Origin of the sequence: Streptomyces sp. CA-179760, from assembly GCF_050937045.1 — a bacterium.
In the GTDB taxonomy this organism is placed as follows: Bacteria; Actinomycetota; Actinomycetes; order Streptomycetales; family Streptomycetaceae; genus Streptomyces.
In genome coordinates, this window is record NZ_JBNJLZ010000001.1 from 5,053,754 (window position 1) to 5,068,948 (window position 15,195).

General features: G+C 73.2%; 12 protein-coding genes. 5 read left to right on the forward strand and 7 right to left on the reverse strand.

What is annotated here, in order from left to right:
* The first annotated feature begins 276 nt into the window (after nucleotides 1–276).
* From ACQEV8_RS22820 to ACQEV8_RS22830, 3 genes are all read left to right on the forward strand, one after another.
* Nucleotides 277–2,487, forward strand: coding sequence for an MMPL family transporter (locus ACQEV8_RS22820; protein ID WP_432962999.1), 2,211 nt, complete (start codon nucleotides 277–279; stop codon nucleotides 2,485–2,487).
* 107 nt (nucleotides 2,488–2,594) lie between these two features.
* Complete coding sequence (locus tag ACQEV8_RS22825; RefSeq protein WP_432963002.1) at nucleotides 2,595–3,830, forward strand: sensor histidine kinase; 1,236 nt, start codon at nucleotides 2,595–2,597, stop codon at nucleotides 3,828–3,830.
* The gene (locus ACQEV8_RS22830; protein WP_432963005.1) at nucleotides 3,827–4,507 is read left to right on the forward strand and encodes a response regulator transcription factor; all 681 of its coding nucleotides are present in this window, start codon (nucleotides 3,827–3,829) and stop codon (nucleotides 4,505–4,507) included. The genes ACQEV8_RS22825 and ACQEV8_RS22830 overlap by 4 nt, the downstream gene beginning before the upstream one ends.
* 37 nt (nucleotides 4,508–4,544) lie before the next feature.
* Here the strand turns inward: ACQEV8_RS22830 and ACQEV8_RS22835 are convergent, their stop codons facing one another.
* The 7 genes from ACQEV8_RS22835 to ACQEV8_RS22865 form a co-directional block, all read right to left on the reverse strand.
* Entirely contained in the window at nucleotides 4,545–6,032 is a 1,488-nt protein-coding gene (locus tag ACQEV8_RS22835) for an alpha/beta hydrolase (protein WP_432963008.1), read from the reverse strand.
* Nucleotides 6,033–6,195: 163 nt separating this feature from the next.
* Nucleotides 6,196–7,380, reverse strand: a complete 1,185-nt coding sequence (locus tag ACQEV8_RS22840) for a serine hydrolase domain-containing protein (RefSeq protein WP_432963011.1) — start codon at nucleotides 7,378–7,380, stop codon at nucleotides 6,196–6,198.
* Between the two features lie 95 nt (nucleotides 7,381–7,475).
* Entirely contained in the window at nucleotides 7,476–8,189 is a 714-nt protein-coding gene (locus tag ACQEV8_RS22845) for a response regulator (protein WP_432963014.1), read from the reverse strand.
* Nucleotides 8,186–9,355 (reverse strand): sensor histidine kinase, encoded by a 1,170-nt coding sequence (locus tag ACQEV8_RS22850; protein ID WP_432963017.1) that lies wholly within the window; start codon nucleotides 9,353–9,355, stop codon nucleotides 8,186–8,188. The genes ACQEV8_RS22845 and ACQEV8_RS22850 overlap by 4 nt, the downstream gene beginning before the upstream one ends.
* Before the next feature lie 32 nt (nucleotides 9,356–9,387).
* The gene (locus ACQEV8_RS22855) at nucleotides 9,388–9,708 is read right to left on the reverse strand and encodes a GYD domain-containing protein (protein WP_432963020.1); all 321 of its coding nucleotides are present in this window, start codon (nucleotides 9,706–9,708) and stop codon (nucleotides 9,388–9,390) included.
* A 72-nt stretch (nucleotides 9,709–9,780) separates the two neighbouring features.
* Entirely contained in the window at nucleotides 9,781–10,440 is a 660-nt protein-coding gene (locus ACQEV8_RS22860) for a response regulator (protein WP_432963023.1), read from the reverse strand.
* On the reverse strand, nucleotides 10,419–11,546 hold the full coding sequence (locus ACQEV8_RS22865; protein ID WP_432963026.1) for a histidine kinase: 1,128 nt from the start codon (nucleotides 11,544–11,546) through the stop codon (nucleotides 10,419–10,421). The genes ACQEV8_RS22860 and ACQEV8_RS22865 overlap by 22 nt, the downstream gene beginning before the upstream one ends.
* A 155-nt stretch (nucleotides 11,547–11,701) precedes the next feature.
* Between ACQEV8_RS22865 and ACQEV8_RS22870 the strand changes: the two genes are divergently transcribed.
* Complete coding sequence (locus ACQEV8_RS22870) at nucleotides 11,702–12,475, forward strand: ABC transporter ATP-binding protein (protein ID WP_432963029.1); 774 nt, start codon at nucleotides 11,702–11,704, stop codon at nucleotides 12,473–12,475.
* Entirely contained in the window at nucleotides 12,472–14,853 is a 2,382-nt protein-coding gene (locus ACQEV8_RS22875; RefSeq protein ID WP_432963032.1) for an FtsX-like permease family protein, read from the forward strand. The genes ACQEV8_RS22870 and ACQEV8_RS22875 overlap by 4 nt, the downstream gene beginning before the upstream one ends.
* The last annotated feature ends 342 nt before the right edge of the window (nucleotides 14,854–15,195 follow it).

Genomic DNA, 15,195 nt, shown 5'->3' on the forward strand with positions numbered 1-15,195 from the left:
GGAGAGATCCGAAAACCCTCGGAGAACTAAAAAGAGTGCTCGTCGACAAAGGTCGATAGAGCACTCGAAGTCTCTGGGAACCAAAACTGCAACGCCAGCCAAGCTACCACAGGTCGCCTGGCAAGGCCCGGGATTGTCGTACCCGAGGCGGACCCGGTGGCCCGGTCGTACTGCGTTCTCAGTAGTCCGGATTGTCGGCAGCCGCACGACGACGCGGGGGCCCCCTCACGGACACGCTGGGCGGACGATCGACACCGGATGTGGAGACCTGCTGCCGTGGCAACTTTCCTGTATCGAGTGGGCCGACTGGCCTTCCGGCGACGCTGGTACGTCGCCCTGGTCTGGGCGGCCGTCCTGGCCGCCGTGGGGCTCGGCGCCCTCAAGGCGCCGGGGGCCGTCGACGAGGAGTTCTCGATGCCCGGCATCGAGTCCCAGAAGGCGTTCGACCTCATGGAACAGCGCTTCCCGGGCGCCACGGCCGACGGGGCGACGGCCCGGGTCGTCTTCATCGCGCCGGGCGGCGAGAAGGTGACCGCCGCCGAGAACAAGGAGGCCATCGAGAAGGCCGTGTCCGGCCTGGGCGACGGTGCGCAGGTCGCGAGCGCGGTCGACCCGTTCCAGGCGAAGACGATCAGCAAGGACGGCTCGACCGCCTTCGCGACCGTCACCTACAAGGTCAAGGCCACCGACCTCACCGACGCCGGCCGGACCCACCTGGAGCACACCCTCGAGGGAGCCCGGGACGCCGGGCTGACCGTCGAGGCGGGCGGCACCGCGCTGGCCGACGAAGGCGGGCCGGGCGGCATGGCCGAAGTGATCGGTGTCGCGATCGCCGCCGTCGTGCTGCTCGTCACCTTCGGCTCGCTGGCCGCCGCCGGGCTGCCCCTGCTGACCGCCGTCGTCGGCGTCGGCGTCAGCATGGCCACGATCCTCGCCCTGTCCTCCGCCCTCGGCCTGTCCACCACCACCGGCACCCTGGCGATGATGCTGGGCCTGGCCGTCGGCATCGACTACGCCCTGTTCGTGGTGTCCCGCTACCGGGAGGAACGCGCCAAGGGCAGTACGCCGCAGGAGGCGGTCGGCATGGCCGTGGGCACGGCCGGGTCCGCGGTGGTCTTCGCCGGGCTCACCGTCGTCATCGCGCTGGCCGGGCTCGCCGTGGTCGGTATCCCGATGCTCACCAAGATGGGCCTGGCCGCGGCGGGCGCGGTCGTCGTCGCCGTACTGATCGCACTGACCCTCGTCCCGGCGTTCCTCGGCTTCTGGCCGAACGCGGTGCTCCCGCGGGGGGCCCGCAAGAGCGGCCGGATCGAGCAGAGCACCGAGACCAACGGCGGAGCCCGCTGGGCCGGGCTCGTGCTGCGCCGCCCCATACCCGTCCTGCTGCTCGGCGTCGTCGGTCTCGGCGCCCTCGCGCTGCCCGCGGCCGACCTCCAGCTGGGCATGCCCGGCGACGAGGCCAAGCCCACCTCCACCACCGAGCGCCGGGCCTACGACGCCCTCGCCGAGGGCTTCGGGCCGGGCTTCAACGGGCCGCTGACCGTCGTCGTGGACGGCAAGGGCGCCGCCGACCCCCAGAAGGCCGCGGACTCGATCGCCCAGGAGATCGGCGCCACGAAGGGCGTCGTGTCCGTCTCCCCGGCGCGTTTCAACGACGCCGGTGACACCGCCGTCTTCTCCGTGGTGCCGTCCACCGCGCCCACCGACGAGAAGACCAAGAACCTGGTGACGACCATCCGGGACGAGCGGCCCGGCATCGAGTCCGGCACCGGCGCGAGCTACGAGGTCACCGGCAGCACCGCGATGAACATCGACATCGCCGAGAAGGTGCAGGCCGCGCTGATCCCGTATCTGATCGTCGTGGTCGGTCTGGCGATCGTGCTGCTGCTGGTGGTCTTCCGGTCGCTGCTCGTCCCGCTCAAGGCGGCCCTCGGCTTCCTGCTGTCGGTGCTGGCCTCGCTCGGCGCGGTCGTCGTGGTCTTCCAGCAGGGCCACGGCGCGGAACTCCTCGGTGTGGAGCAGACCGGTCCGATCATGAGCCTGATGCCGATCTTCCTGGTGGGCATCGTCTTCGGCCTCGCGATGGACTACGAGGTGTTCCTCGTCTCCCGGATGCGGGAGGCCTACGTCCACGGAGAGTCGCCCGCGCAGGCGGTCACGTCCGGCTTCCGGCACAGCGCCCGTGTGGTCGCTGCGGCGGCCCTCATCATGATCGCGGTCTTCGCCGGGTTCATCGGCGAGAGCGACTCCATGATCAAGATGATCGGCTTCGGTCTCGCCACCGCCGTCCTCTTCGACGCCTTCGTCGTACGGATGGCGATCGTGCCCGCCGTGCTCGCCCTGCTCGGCGACAAGGCGTGGTGGCTGCCGAAGTGGCTGGACCGGGCGCTGCCCCGGGTGGACGTGGAGGGAGAGGCGCTCAGCCGACGGGCCGAGACGGAACCGGCCCCGGACACCGCGCCCGACCTGGAGCCGGCGCGCACCTGACCCCGCCCCCACCAGGGCCGCCCGTGGCGAAGGACACGGGCGGCCCCTCGGGCGTTTGGGCCCGAAGTCGACCACGATGGTCCCAGCCCCACCGACCGGAGAGCCCGATGAGTATCAGCCTGGAGCGGCGCTACGCGGACCGCCTCGAGGAGTTCTCTGCCCGCCACGCGTTCCTCGTCGACCTGGTGCTGGTCCTGGCGCTGATGGGCTGCGCGACCCTCGGCGGTTCGCTCACCCTGCCCGGCGCCGATCCACCGGACCAGGACAAGGCCGCCACCGCCCTCATGGGGGTGGCCTGCCTCGCCCTGCTCAAGCACCGCACGCACCCGCGCACCGCCGTCGTCGTCGCCGGGACCTGCACGGTGGTGGCGGTCGCGCTCGGCTACCTGGTCACGCCCCTGCTGCTGGCACCGGTCATGGCGGCGCTCTACTGGCTGGCCGCGCTGACCGACCGCAGGTCCACCCGCGCCTACGGCCTCACCACCCTGGTCGCGGTGACGCTCGCGGCCGTGTTCGCCGACTCCATGAACCACCTCTCGCTGCTGCTCAGGACGATCGGCCCGATCTTCTGGCTGATGCTGCCGCTCGCCGCCGGGAAGACGACCCAGCTGCGGCGCGCCTACCTCCGGTCGGTGCAGGCCCGTGCCGAACACGCCGAGCGCACCCGGGAGGAGGAGGCCCGGCTGCGCGTCACCGAGGAGCGGATGCGCATCGCCCGGGAGCTCCACGACGTGGTCGCCCACCACATGGCCCTGGCCAACGCCCAGGCCGGCACGGCGGCGCACCTCGCCCTCACCAACCCCGAGCAGACCCAGAAGATCCTCACCGACCTGACCGGCACCACGTCCTCCGCGCTGCGGGAACTGAAGGCCACGCTGGGCCTGCTGCGTCACAACGACGACACCCCCGGCTCTCCCGGGCTGGAACCGTCCCCGGGCCTGGCCCGGCTGCCCGAGCTGGTCGCGGCGTGCGAGTCGGCGGGCCTTCAGGTCACCGTCGCGACGGAAGGGGAGCCGAAGCCGCTCTCACCGGGCGTGGATCTGACGGCGTTCCGGATCGTGCAGGAGGCCCTCACCAACGTCACCAAGCACGCCGCCGCCGAGGCCGCCCACGTCCGCCTCGAATACACCCACTCCCGTCTGCTGATCACGGTCCTCAACGAGGGCCCCAGCAAACCGGAGCCCGACCGGGGACGCGGCTTCGGCGTCATGGGCATGCGCGAACGCGCCCACTCCATCGGCGGCGAGCTGTGCGCGGGTCCCCGCCCCCAGGGCGGTTTCGAGGTCACCACCGCGCTGCCGCTGCAACCCTCCCCCGGCCTCCCGGAAGGAACCACGCCATGAGCATCAGGGTGCTGCTCGCCGACGACCAGGCCCTGCTGCGGGCCACGTTCCGGATCCTCATCGACTCCTGCGCGGACATGGAGGTGGTCGCCGAGGCCTCCGACGGCGCGGAGGCGGTGGAGCTGACCCGCGTCCACCGCCCCGACATCGTCCTCATGGACATCCGCATGCCCGGCACCGACGGCCTCGCCGCCACCGCGACGCTCTGCGCCGACCCGGAGCTGTCCGCCACCCGCGTCCTCATCCTGACCACCTTCGAGACCGAGGACTACGTCGCCGAGGCCCTGCGCGCCGGTGCCAGCGGCTTCCTCGGCAAGGACGTCACCGCCGACACCCTGCTCACCGGTCTGCGCACGGTGGCCTGCGGTGACTCCCTCCTCTCGCCCTCCGCGACCCGCTCCCTCATCACCCGCTTCCTGCTGGCCCCCGCCCCCGGCACCCCTCTGGCACCGCCGGAGCGCCTCGCCGACCTCACGGTCCGCGAACGCGAGGTGATGGCCCTGGCCGCGGAGGGCCTGTCCAACACGGAGATCGCCGAGGACCTGACACTCAGCCCGCTGACCGTACGCACCCACATCCACCGGGCCATGACGAAGCTGGACGCCCGCGACCGGGCGCAACTGGTCGTCATCGCCTACCAGACGGGCCTGGTACGGGCGACGCCGTCGGCCGGGTGAGGCCGGTGACGGCCAGGGCCTGTGTGACGGCAAGCTGTCAGGACGGCACGGCGGGGCAACTGGTGCCCCGTGGTGGGACTGCCAGGTCGGTGAGGTAGCCGTCCACGGCGTCCCGCATGCACGGGCCGCTGGTGACGCTGCCGTGGCCGTGGCCTTCGTAGGTGAGGAGCACGCCGCTGCGGCCGAGCTGCCGGGCCACCGAGACCGCCCACGGGTAGCCGGTGGCGGGGTCGTGCAGCGCGTTGGACACCAGGATCGGCGGGGCGCCGTGTGCGTCCAGGCGGTGCTGCGGGTTGGCGGTCGGCGCGCCCAGACACGCCGCTGCCACGTGGAGCGGCAGCAGGTGAGGCAGGTCGGGCGCGGTCCTGTTCATCAGGGCGACGAGCGAGGCGTACTCCCGGTAGTCGCGCACGGGCAGGTGCCAGTCCGAGCAGAAGACCGGGGTGGCCGGAGGCAGCGGCGCTGTCGAGGTGGGCGACGCGGGCAGCGGCTTGCTCGCGTCCATCCCCGCGATCGCGGTGGCCAGGCCGGCGTAGTCGGCCTGGTAGAACTTCCGGAACGCGACCGTGTTGACCAGGTCCGAGGACGACAGTGCGGTGCCCGGCTTCGCCGGGTCCTCCAGTTCGCCGCGCCCGGCACGGGCCAACAGGCCCTGCCAGACGGCGCGGACGCCGCGGCCGTGCAGCGCGCAGCCCGGGGCGCCGTCGCACCACTTCACGAACTCGCGGAACGAATCCTGTGCCGTGGCCGCTTCGGACCTCAGGAAGTCACGGGTGGTCGGGACACTGTGGTCCATGACGCTCTCCAGCACCATCGCGCGCACGCGGCGCGGGTAGGTCTCGGCGTACTGAGCGCCGAGCAGCGTGCCGTAGGAGCTGCCGTGGAACGTCAGTTTCCGCTCGCCGAGGGCGGCCCGGAGGGCGTCCACGTCCCGGACCGTCTGGGCGGTGTCGAGGTGGTCGAACACGGGGCCGGTACGGTCCCCGCAGTCGGCACGGAGCCGCCTGTTGTAGGCCAGCGTGGCGTCGAAATCCGCCTGGCTCCTCAGCTCCGGTGACGGCCGCTTCGCGAGCAGGTCGCCGGAGCAGGTCACCGGGTTGCTGCCGCCCACGCCGCGCGGGTCGAAGCTGACGATGTCGAACCTGCGGCGGACCTCGGGACTGAACCGGCTGATGCCGCGCACCACCCTCTCCACACCCGAGTCGCCCGGCCCTCCGGGGCCGAACACCATCGAGCCGACGCGCGCGCCGGGGTCGGTGGCCTGGCGGCGGGCCACGGCCAGGTCGAGTCTCGGCCCGTCCGGGTGGGCCCAGTCGACCGGCACCGAAAGAGTGGCGCACTCGGCTCCGGGCTTCTCCGGGTCGTCACACGGTGACCACCGCAGGGTCCCGGTGGCAGACGACAACGCGTGGACCGCGGGAGCGGCGGCGAGGCCGGTGGTGGTGACGGCCATGACGGCTCCCACGGCCATGGTCGTGCCCCGCGCGGCGACGCGCCGCAGTGCGGATCTGCCCCGTAACGGCATGAGTCCTCCTCGGGAGAGAGCGGTTGTGTCGGGCGGGCGGACCGGCCGGGGCCCCGTCGTCACGTTAGGTGCGCTGCCGACCGTGCGGTGTCCGTCTCAGGGGCTTTTCCGGGTCGGGTCGGGGGCTGCTCAGGGGCGGTCGGAGCACGACTCGACACGCGGCCTACGGCCTGCCGTAGGTCGCCACCATGATGTTCTGGGCCACCTTGTTCATGTCCTGGCCCTTGGCGTCGGTGGAGTTGACGCTGTAGACGAGGGTGCGGGAGCGGGAGCCCTCGCGGGTGCCCGCGATGGCCGCGTTGTAGCCCCAGCGGCCTCCCGTCTTGCCCCACACCTCGCGGCCGCCCAGCACCTTCATCGACAGGCCCGAGGCGTACGCGGCCGGCTCCCCGGTCTTGAAGTCGGTCACCTTCGGCAGGGTGAACATCTCCTCCAGGAGCGGCCCGCGCACGATTCGGCCCTGGAACAGGGCCTCGGTGAACCGTTCGAGGTCCGCGGTGGTCGAGATGATGTCCCCGGCCGCCCAGCCGTCCGTCGACCCCCACACGGACACGTCGCGGAGTCCGACGGTGCCGTCGTCGAGCCGCATCGTCTGGTAGCCGTGGTTGTGCGGACCGGCGATGCGCGGGTTCGGCCCCGGCGAGTAGGTGTCGCACAGCCCCAGTGGCTCGAGCACCCGTAGGGCGACCTGATCCTCGTACGAGTCGTGGGTGACGCGCTCGATGAGCAGACCGGTGATCGTGTACCCGATGTTGAGGTAGTGCTGCCGCTCGCCCGGCGCGAACTCCGGCGGCTTCGACGTCGCCGAGCGGACCATGGCGCGCGGGTCGTACACCTTGAAGCGGTTCTCGTACGCCTCCTCGACGGTGGTGCCGGGGAAGTCGGGGGCCGGGATGCCGTGCGTGTGGTTGAGGAGCTGCCGGACGGTGACGTTCTTGTACGACGCCGGGATCAGCTCCGGGAGGTAGGAGCGGGCGGTGCGGTCCAGGTCCAGCCGGTCTTCCGCGGCCAGTTGCAGGGCGACGGCCGCAGTGAAGACCTTGGTCACGGAACCGGCGCGGAAGCGGGCGGCCGGGTCGGCGGGCCGGTCGCTCCGCAGGTCGTGCACACCTGAACTGCCCCGCCACACACCCCCCTTGCCGCCGACCCGTACCAGGGCGGCTGTCGCGTCGGCGCTGGGGAGGTTCGCGATGGCGGCTTCGAGCGCCGGGTTCGGGACCTGCGCGGACACGGCGGACACCGCGGGGGACGGGGCGGCCGGGGCGGAGGCGGCGGCCGGGAGGGCCGAGGGCCCCGCCACGACTCCCACGACGAGCACGGCGGCGGTCAGCAAACGGGTACGTGGCATGGTCAACTCCGTGGGTGCGGGGCGATGTTGTCAACAGCCCCATCCTCCGGACCGGCCCCTTCTCACGGATCGCCCCCGCGGGCGGTTCCGGCGGGTCAGTTCCTCGCCGACGCGGGGGAGGAACCGTCCCGGCCGGATCCCCCGGGCGGGGGATCACCCGCCGCGATCAGCCCCGTCTCGTACGCGCAGATCACGGCCTGGATCCGGTCCCGCAGCCCCAGCTTCGCCAGCACGTTGCCGACATGCGTCTTCACCGTGTGGTCGCTGACCACCAGCTCGGCGGCGATCTCGGCGTTCGACAGGCCCCGCGCGAGCAGCAGCAGCGTCTCCCGCTCCCGCCCGGTCAGCACATCGAGGTGAGGATCGGGACGGCGGGGCCGGGCGGCGGCGGGCCGTGTGTACTGCTCGACCAGACGCCGGGCCACGGACGGCGCGAGCAGCGAGTCGCCCCGGGCGACGACCCGTACGGCGTGCACGAGATCGTCCCGGCGTACGTCCTTGAGCAGGAAGCCGCTCGCGCCCGCGTGCAGTGCCTCGTAGACGTACTCGTCGGAGTCGAAGGTCGTGAGCATCACGGTCCGGCAGTCGCCGAGGGCGCTGATCGCGCGGCAGGCCTCGATCCCGTCCACGCGTGGCATCCGGATGTCGAGCAGCACCACATCGGGCGCGTGCCGCCGCACCGCCTCGACCGCCTCGGCCCCGTCGCCCGCCTCCGCGACGACCTCGATGTCCGGCTGGACGTCCAGGATCATCGCGAAGCCGCTGCGCACCAGCTCCTGGTCGTCGGCCACCACGACCCGGATCGTCACGGCCCCACCTCCGCCGCGGCCGGTACGGGGATCGTCACGCGCACCTCGAACCCCCGGCCGTCCGCTCCCCGCCCCGTCACCGCGCTCCCTCCGTGTGCCGTGGCCCGCTCCCGTATCCCGGCGAGCCCGTGCCCGTGCCCGCCGCGGCCGGGTCGCGGACCGCGCCCGTCATCGGTCACCCTGACATCCAAGTCGCCGCTCCCGTAGGTGAGTTGTACGGCGACGGTACGTGCTCCGGCGTGCCGGACGGTATTGGTCAGGGACTCCTGGACGATCCGGAAGACGGTGGCGGCCACCGCCTCCGGTACGGGCCGGACGTCTCCCGCCGTCCCGAACGTGACGTCGAGGCCCCCGGCCCGCACCCCGTCGAGGAGTGCGGGCAGCTCCGCGAGCCCCGGCTGCGGTTCACGCGGGGCGGCGCCGTCGTCGGCCCCCTCCCGCAGCACACCCAGCATCCGGCGCAGCTGTGTCATGGCGTCCCGCCCGGTCGCGGAGATCGCGTCGAAGGCGGCCTCCGCCCGCTCGGGCGCGGCACGCACCGCCACCGGTCCGGCCTCCGCCTGCACGATCATCAGGCTCACGGCGTGGGAGAGGATGTCGTGCATCTCCCGTGCGATCCGGGCCCGTTCGCGTGCGGCGGCCTGCTCGGCCTCGACGCGGTTCGCCCGCTGACGGGCATCGGTGAGCCGCCCGAAGACATAGGCGGCCGTGAACACGATGAGGGAGAAGGTCAGTTCACGCGCGGACCGCGTGTTGAGCCACACCCCCACCGGAACGGCGACCAGCAGCACACCCGCGGTGACGAGCCGATTCCACGCGGGCGACAGCGCGGCGACCGTGTACGTGATCACGAGCCCGGTGTACGGCAGCGGCTGCCCGGGCCCGTCCACGGCCAGTCCGTACAGCGCGGTGGTGGCCAGCACCGCGAACAGCACCGCGACGGGAGCGTGCCGCCGCCAGACCAGAGGCAGCACCGTGAGCGTGCTCAGCCCGTACGCGCCCCAGGTCGCGGGCGGCGCCCCGGCCGCACGCGGCACGACGAACGGCATGGTCATCGCGCACTGCACGAGCAGCGCGACGCCGATGTCGACGAGGAGCGGGTTGGCGGCCGTCAGCGCCCGCCCGTGCTCCCACCACCCTCGCGGATCCCTGCGTATGCCCCCCATGCCTCCACAAAGTAATGCGCCCTGAGGGCCGCCTACGCTCCAGGAGCGCGAAACGCGACCTGCCGGCGGGTGGCCTCGTCGATCTCGTCGACGGTGAGCAGCGGGGTCGCCCGCGACCGGATGGCGCCGCTGGCCTTGACGGTGAGGCTGACGGCGGCCATGGAGACGGTGTCGGGAATGTCCACGATCATCACGAGGTCGTCCGCCCCGAAGGCGTAGTACATGGCCTCGACCCGCCCCCCGAGGCCGGTGACGACTTGATCGACGACAGCCCGCCGCCCGCTGGCACCTTCCTTGAGCAGCCCCTTGGTGCCTTCGGGCGTGTACGTGGCCTGGATCAGGAACTTCGGCATGGTGGATGCCTTCCCGGGACCGCGCCGGCCGCTACGCGCGACGCCCGCATTCACCCGTTGGCGCCATACGGTTCAGGCCCGGAGATAGGCCAGTACCGCCAGCACCCGGCGGTGGTCGTCGGGGGCTGACGGGGGGAGGTCGAGCTTCTGGAGGATGCTCGCGATGTGCTTCGCGACGGCGGCGTCCGTGACGACGAGTCGGCGGGCGATCGCCGCGTTGGAGCGGCCCTCGGCCATCAGGGCGAGGACCTCGCGTTCCCTGGGCGTGAGCCGGTCCAGCGGGTCGCGGCGGCGGGCGAGGAGCTGCCGTACGACCTCGGGGTCGACGACGGTCGCCCCGGCGGCCACGCGGGTGACGGCATCGGCGAACTCCTCGACGTCGCCGACGCGTTCCTTGAGGAGGTAGCCCGTGCCGACGCTGCCGCGGCGGTCGTCGAGGAGCTCGTCGGCGAAGGTCTGCTCCACGTACTGGCTGAGGACGAGGACCGCGAGCCCGGGCTGCTCGGCCTGGAGCAGGCGGGCCGTGCGCAGCCCTTCGTCGGTCTGGCCGGGTGGCATCCGGACGTCGGTGATCACCAGGTCGGGCCGGTGCTGCCGGGCGGCGCCGAGCAGCGCGGGGCCGTCGCCCACGGCGGCGAGGACCCGGTGGCCGAAGCGCTCCAGCAGATGGACGAGACCTTCGCGCAGGAGGACGGCGTCCTCCGCGATGACTAGGCGGAGGGACTGCCGCACGGGATCTCCGCCCTGAGGAGTGTGGGCCCGCCCGGCGGGCTGGACAGGAGCATTCTGCCGTCGGCCGCGGCGATGCGGTCGGCGAGGCCGGTCAGGCCCGTACCGCGAGCGGGGTCGGCGTCACCGGAGCCGTTGTCCTCGATGTCGAGGCGGAGCACACCACCCTCGCACCGGGCGGTGACACGGCAGCGGTCGGCGCCGCTGTGCCGGGCGATGTTGGTGAGGGCCTCGACGGTCACGTAGTACGCCGTCTGCTCGACGGTGGCCGGCAGGCGGCCGGGGAGGTCGAGGTCGAGGTCGGCGGGGACCGGGCAGCGTCCGGCGATGTCCCGTGCGGCGGCGGGCAGTCCGCGTTCCGTGAGGATCTGCGGATGGATGCCCCGGATCAGTTCACGCAGCTCGGTGAGCGCCTCCTTGGCGAGCGTGTGGGCCTCGCCGACCTGCCGCGCCGCCGCGCTGCCGGGCGGCAGATCGAGCCCGGCGAGGCCCAGTTTCATGGTGAGGGCGACGAGGCGTTGCTGGGCGCCGTCGTGCAGGTCGCGTTCGATGCGGCGGCGTTCGGTCTCGAAGGCGTCGACGAGGCGGGCCCGGGACCGTACGACCTCACGCAGTTCGCGGTCCTTCGGGCAGAGCACGGCACGGGTCACGGCGGCGCGCACCCCGGCCCACGCGGTGACGGGGTACGCGGCCACGGGCAGCAGCAGCGCGCCCGCGACGGGACCGGCCACCGCCTGCCAGGTCGATGCGGTGGGCTGGAAGGGCGCGAGGAGGAGGAAACCCGGGATGCCGAGCGAGACCAGGACGACGCCGAGGTCCATCCAGCCGACCGCCAGGACCGACACGACGCCGTAGCCGACGGCCCGTGGACCGCCCGGCGACCCCGGGCGTTCGCCGGTGTCCACGAGAGCGAGTCGGCGCCGCTCCAGGGGACCGGAGAGGGCGGCGGCGAAGACCAGGACGGCACCCGCGCAGAGCACCCTGGCGACCGTGCCGACGGGCGCGCCGAACAGTCCGCCGACACCGATGTACACGCCGGTCGCGAACGATCCGCCGGACAGCAGGTATGCCAGCGCGCGCCACGGCCAGGCGGTGCGGAGAAACCCCAACGGGCTGCGGTTGAGGGCCTCCAGGACGGTTCGGGGGTGGTCACGCGGTCGACCGTAGCGGCGCGGGGCGGCCAGGGCAGTAGTGCCAGGTGGAGTATCGGCTCTCGCCCGGGCGGCAATGTGCCGGACGGTGCCGCTGTCGTTGCCTTGAAGACATGACCACGACCAACACAAGTACGCGGCACGGCACTTCGACCGTGCCGCCCGTCCGGCTCCGGTCGCTGACCAAGCGCTACGGCTCCGGCGAGCGTGCCGTCACCGCGCTCGACGACGTGACCCTCGACTTCGCGGCCGGGACGATGACGGCCGTCATGGGCCCCTCCGGTTCCGGCAAGTCCACCTTGCTGCACTGCGCGGCGGGCATCGACCGGCCGAGCGCGGGGGAGGTGCTGATCGGCGGCACGGAACTGGGCGGGCTGGACGAGAACGCGCTGACGGTGCTGCGCCGGGAGCGGGTCGGGTTCGTCTTCCAGGCGTTCAACCTGGTGTCGGCACTGACCGCCGCGCAGAACGTCGAACTGCCCCTGAGACTGGCGGGGTCACGCCCGGCGGCGGACGAGGTGCGGGCGGCACTCGACGCGGTCGGGCTCGCGGAGCGTCAGGGGCACCGGCCGAGCGAACTGTCCGGGGGCCAGCAGCAGCGCGTCGCGATCGCGCGGGCGATGATCGCGCGGCCCGCCGTCCTCTTCGCCGACGAGCCGACCGGCGCGCTGGACAGCGGTGCCTCGAGGGTCGTGCTGCGGCTGCTGCGCGACCTGGTGGACAGCCGTGGCCAGACGGTCGTGATGGTGACGCACGACCCGGCCGCGGCGGCGTACGCGGACCGGGTGCTGCTGCTGGCCGACGGCCGGCTCGCGGACGAACTGCCGGGCGCGGAGGGCGCCGAGGCGATCGCGGCGCGGACGGCCGCCCTGGAGGTGCGGCCGTGATCGGTCTGGCGACGGCGAGGGAGAGGTGGACCTCCTTCCTGGGGTCCTTCGTGGCCGTGGCGCTGGGCGTCGCGGTCGTCACCATGAGCGCGCTGGTCCTGCTGTCGGACGGTACGGGTGTGCCGGGGCGGCTCGCGGGGGCGCCGGTGCTGGTGCAGAGCCCGGCGGGGGAGCGGAGCGGCGGGGTGTTCACGGAGAACCCGCCGTGGGCGCCGGAGCGCGCCGAGGAGCTGCGACGGAGGCTCGCCGGACTGCCGGGAGTGGCTGCCGCCGTGGCCGACAGGTCCTTCTACGCGCAGGTACCGGGCAGCGAGCAGCGCACGGGGGAGCGGCAGGGCCACCCCTGGTCGACCGCGGCGCTCGCCTCGTACGGCCTGAGCGCGGGCAGGCCGCCGGCCACGGCGGCTGAGATCGTCGTGGACGCGTCCCTCGGGCACCGCCCGGGCGAGCCGCTCACGGTGCTGACGGCGCGCGGGCCCCGGCGCTTCTCGGTGTCCGGGACGCTGAACGGCCCCGGCTACTACGTCACCGACGGGAAAGCCGCCGAACTGGCGGGCGGAGTAAGGACCATCGGCCTGGTCCTCGAACCCGGCACCGACCCCACCCGGGTCGCGGACGCCGCGCGGCGCGTCACCGGCGGCGACGGCACGGTCCTGACCGGTGCCGCCCGGGACGCGCTCGCGCCGCGGCAGGACGAGATGACGCGCTGGATCGGCGGCCAGGTGCTCACCGCCATGGCACTGCTGTCCGCGTTCGTCACCGTGTTCAACGTGTCCTCGACGTTCGCGTTCGCCGTCGCCCAGCGGCGCCGCGAGTTCGGCCTGCTGCGCACGATCGGCGCCACACCGCGGCAGGTGCGGCGGCTGGTGTACGGGGAGGCTTTGGTGGTGGGCGTCGTCGGCGCCGGGGCGGGCGCGGTCGTGGGAGCGGGGCTCGCGCCCGCGATGACCGGGCTGCTGATCGACGCGGGTTTCCAGCCGGCGGGGTTCGAGGTGATCATCCGCTGGTGGGTGCCGGCGGCCGCCTGGGCCCTGGGCGTGGCGGTGGCACTCGCCGGGGCCGGGGCGGCCTCGCGGCGGGCGTCCCGGGTGAAGCCGCTGGAGGCGATGCGGGAGGCGGCGGTGGACAGCCGGCCGATGACCCGGCGCCGGTGGATCACCGGACTGGTGGCCACGGGCCTGGGCGCGGTCTGCTCGGCGGGTACGGCCTTCGCGGGGGCCGATGCCATGGTGCTGCTGGCCCTGGGCGCGGCCATGGGCCTGACGGCCGGACCGACCCTCCTCCTGCCGGCGTTGGCCGGGCCCCTGACCGGGGCGCTGACCCGGCCGCTCGCCCGGCGCCCCGGTGCGACCGCCGTGCTCGTACGCGAGAACATGGTCACAGCCGTGCGCCGCACGTCCGCCACGATCGCCCCGGTGCTGGCGACCGTCGCCTTCGCCGTGCTGATCACCAGTGCCGTGCAGACCACCCAGAGTGCCGACACCACGCGGCAGGCCGCGGCCGTACGGGCCGAGGCGGCGGTCGTGTCCCGGGGGACACCGGGCCTGTCGGAGGCGGCGGTCGCCCAGGTCGAGGGCACGGCACCGCTGTCGACGACGGTCTACGGCGGCGAGGGCAGGGCGCCCCTGTCGGCGGCCGGGGTGTCGCCTGGTTTCGAGCAGGCGTACACCGTGCGGGCACCTCGCGGGAACACCGTCGTCGTCACCGCCGCCGTGGCCGCCGCGCACGGCTGGCGGGAGGGCCGTACCGCTGTACTCACCTTCGAGGACGGCCGTGTCGGACGCCTGCGGGTGACCGCCGTGGTGGACGACGCGATGCCGTACCAGGTCTTCCTGCCGCGCGAACTGGTACGCGCCCACGACCCGTCGGCGCTGGCGGACGTCGCCTACCGCACCGGTCCCACCCCGGCCCGGCTGCCCGCCGGACTCGGCGCCGAGGAGGTGTCGGTGGCGGCGTACGCGGCCTCGGACGACGCCGAGGAGGACCGGCTGGTGTGGCGCTTCACCCTGATCCTCGTCACCATCACGGCGGGCTACACCATGATCTCCGTGGCCTCCACCCTGCTGGCGGCCACCGCCGGCCGGACACGGGACGTGCGTGTCCTGCGCCTGTCCGGTGCGACACCGCGCCAGGTGCTGCTGACGCTCGCGGCCGAGACCTGCTGCGTCGTCACCCTGGGTGCCGCCCTGGGACTGGCGGCGGCCGCCCCCGCCCTGTTCGGCACGGCCCACGGGCTCCGCGAGGAACTGGGCCTGCCGGTCGAGTTGGCGGTGGCCTGGCCCTGGCTCGTGGGCGTGGTGACCGGCTGTCTGCTGGTCGCCACGACGGCCACCGTGCTCCCGGCCGGGGCCGCGCTGCGGCGGATGCGGCGGGCCTGACCGGCCGGGAGTCCGGAGGGCGGGGTCAGCGGCCGACGGCCGGGCGGAAGGCAGCGCGTACGCCCGGCTCGGACGTCGAGACGAACTGGTCACCCGGCCCCAGGTCGTAGGTGCCGTAGGACGTGTAGCGCAGGACGCTCGGGCAGCTTCCGCCGCTGATCTGGACCGAGCGGGGTCGAGGCGCTTGCCGCTGCGGAGTTCGTAGATCTTCAGGGGGATCTTGACCTTGTAGAAGGTCACTTGGTGGGGGAGGTACGCGGACTTCTTGTTCTCGTAGGGGCAGGTCTGCACGGCATCCCCGTTCTCCGCCTCGCCCGCGCAGACCACGAGCGAGGCCTTGGC

Bases quoted from the DNA above. Each gene is read 5' to 3' on its own strand.
- ACQEV8_RS22830 (WP_432963005.1), top strand. From the start codon at position 3,827: ATGAGCATCAGGGTGCTGCTCGCCGACGACCAGGCCCTGCTGCGGGCC.
- ACQEV8_RS22870 (WP_432963029.1), top strand. From the start codon at position 11,702: ATGACCACGACCAACACAAGTACGCGGCACGGCACTTCGACCGTGCCG.
- ACQEV8_RS22850 (WP_432963017.1), bottom strand. From the start codon at position 9,355: ATGGGGGGCATACGCAGGGATCCGCGAGGGTGGTGGGAGCACGGGCGG.
- ACQEV8_RS22855 (WP_432963020.1), bottom strand. From the start codon at position 9,708: ATGCCGAAGTTCCTGATCCAGGCCACGTACACGCCCGAAGGCACCAAG.
- ACQEV8_RS22835 (WP_432963008.1), bottom strand. From the start codon at position 6,032: ATGCCGTTACGGGGCAGATCCGCACTGCGGCGCGTCGCCGCGCGGGGC.
- ACQEV8_RS22840 (WP_432963011.1), bottom strand. From the start codon at position 7,380: ATGCCACGTACCCGTTTGCTGACCGCCGCCGTGCTCGTCGTGGGAGTC.
- ACQEV8_RS22825 (WP_432963002.1), top strand. From the start codon at position 2,595: ATGAGTATCAGCCTGGAGCGGCGCTACGCGGACCGCCTCGAGGAGTTC.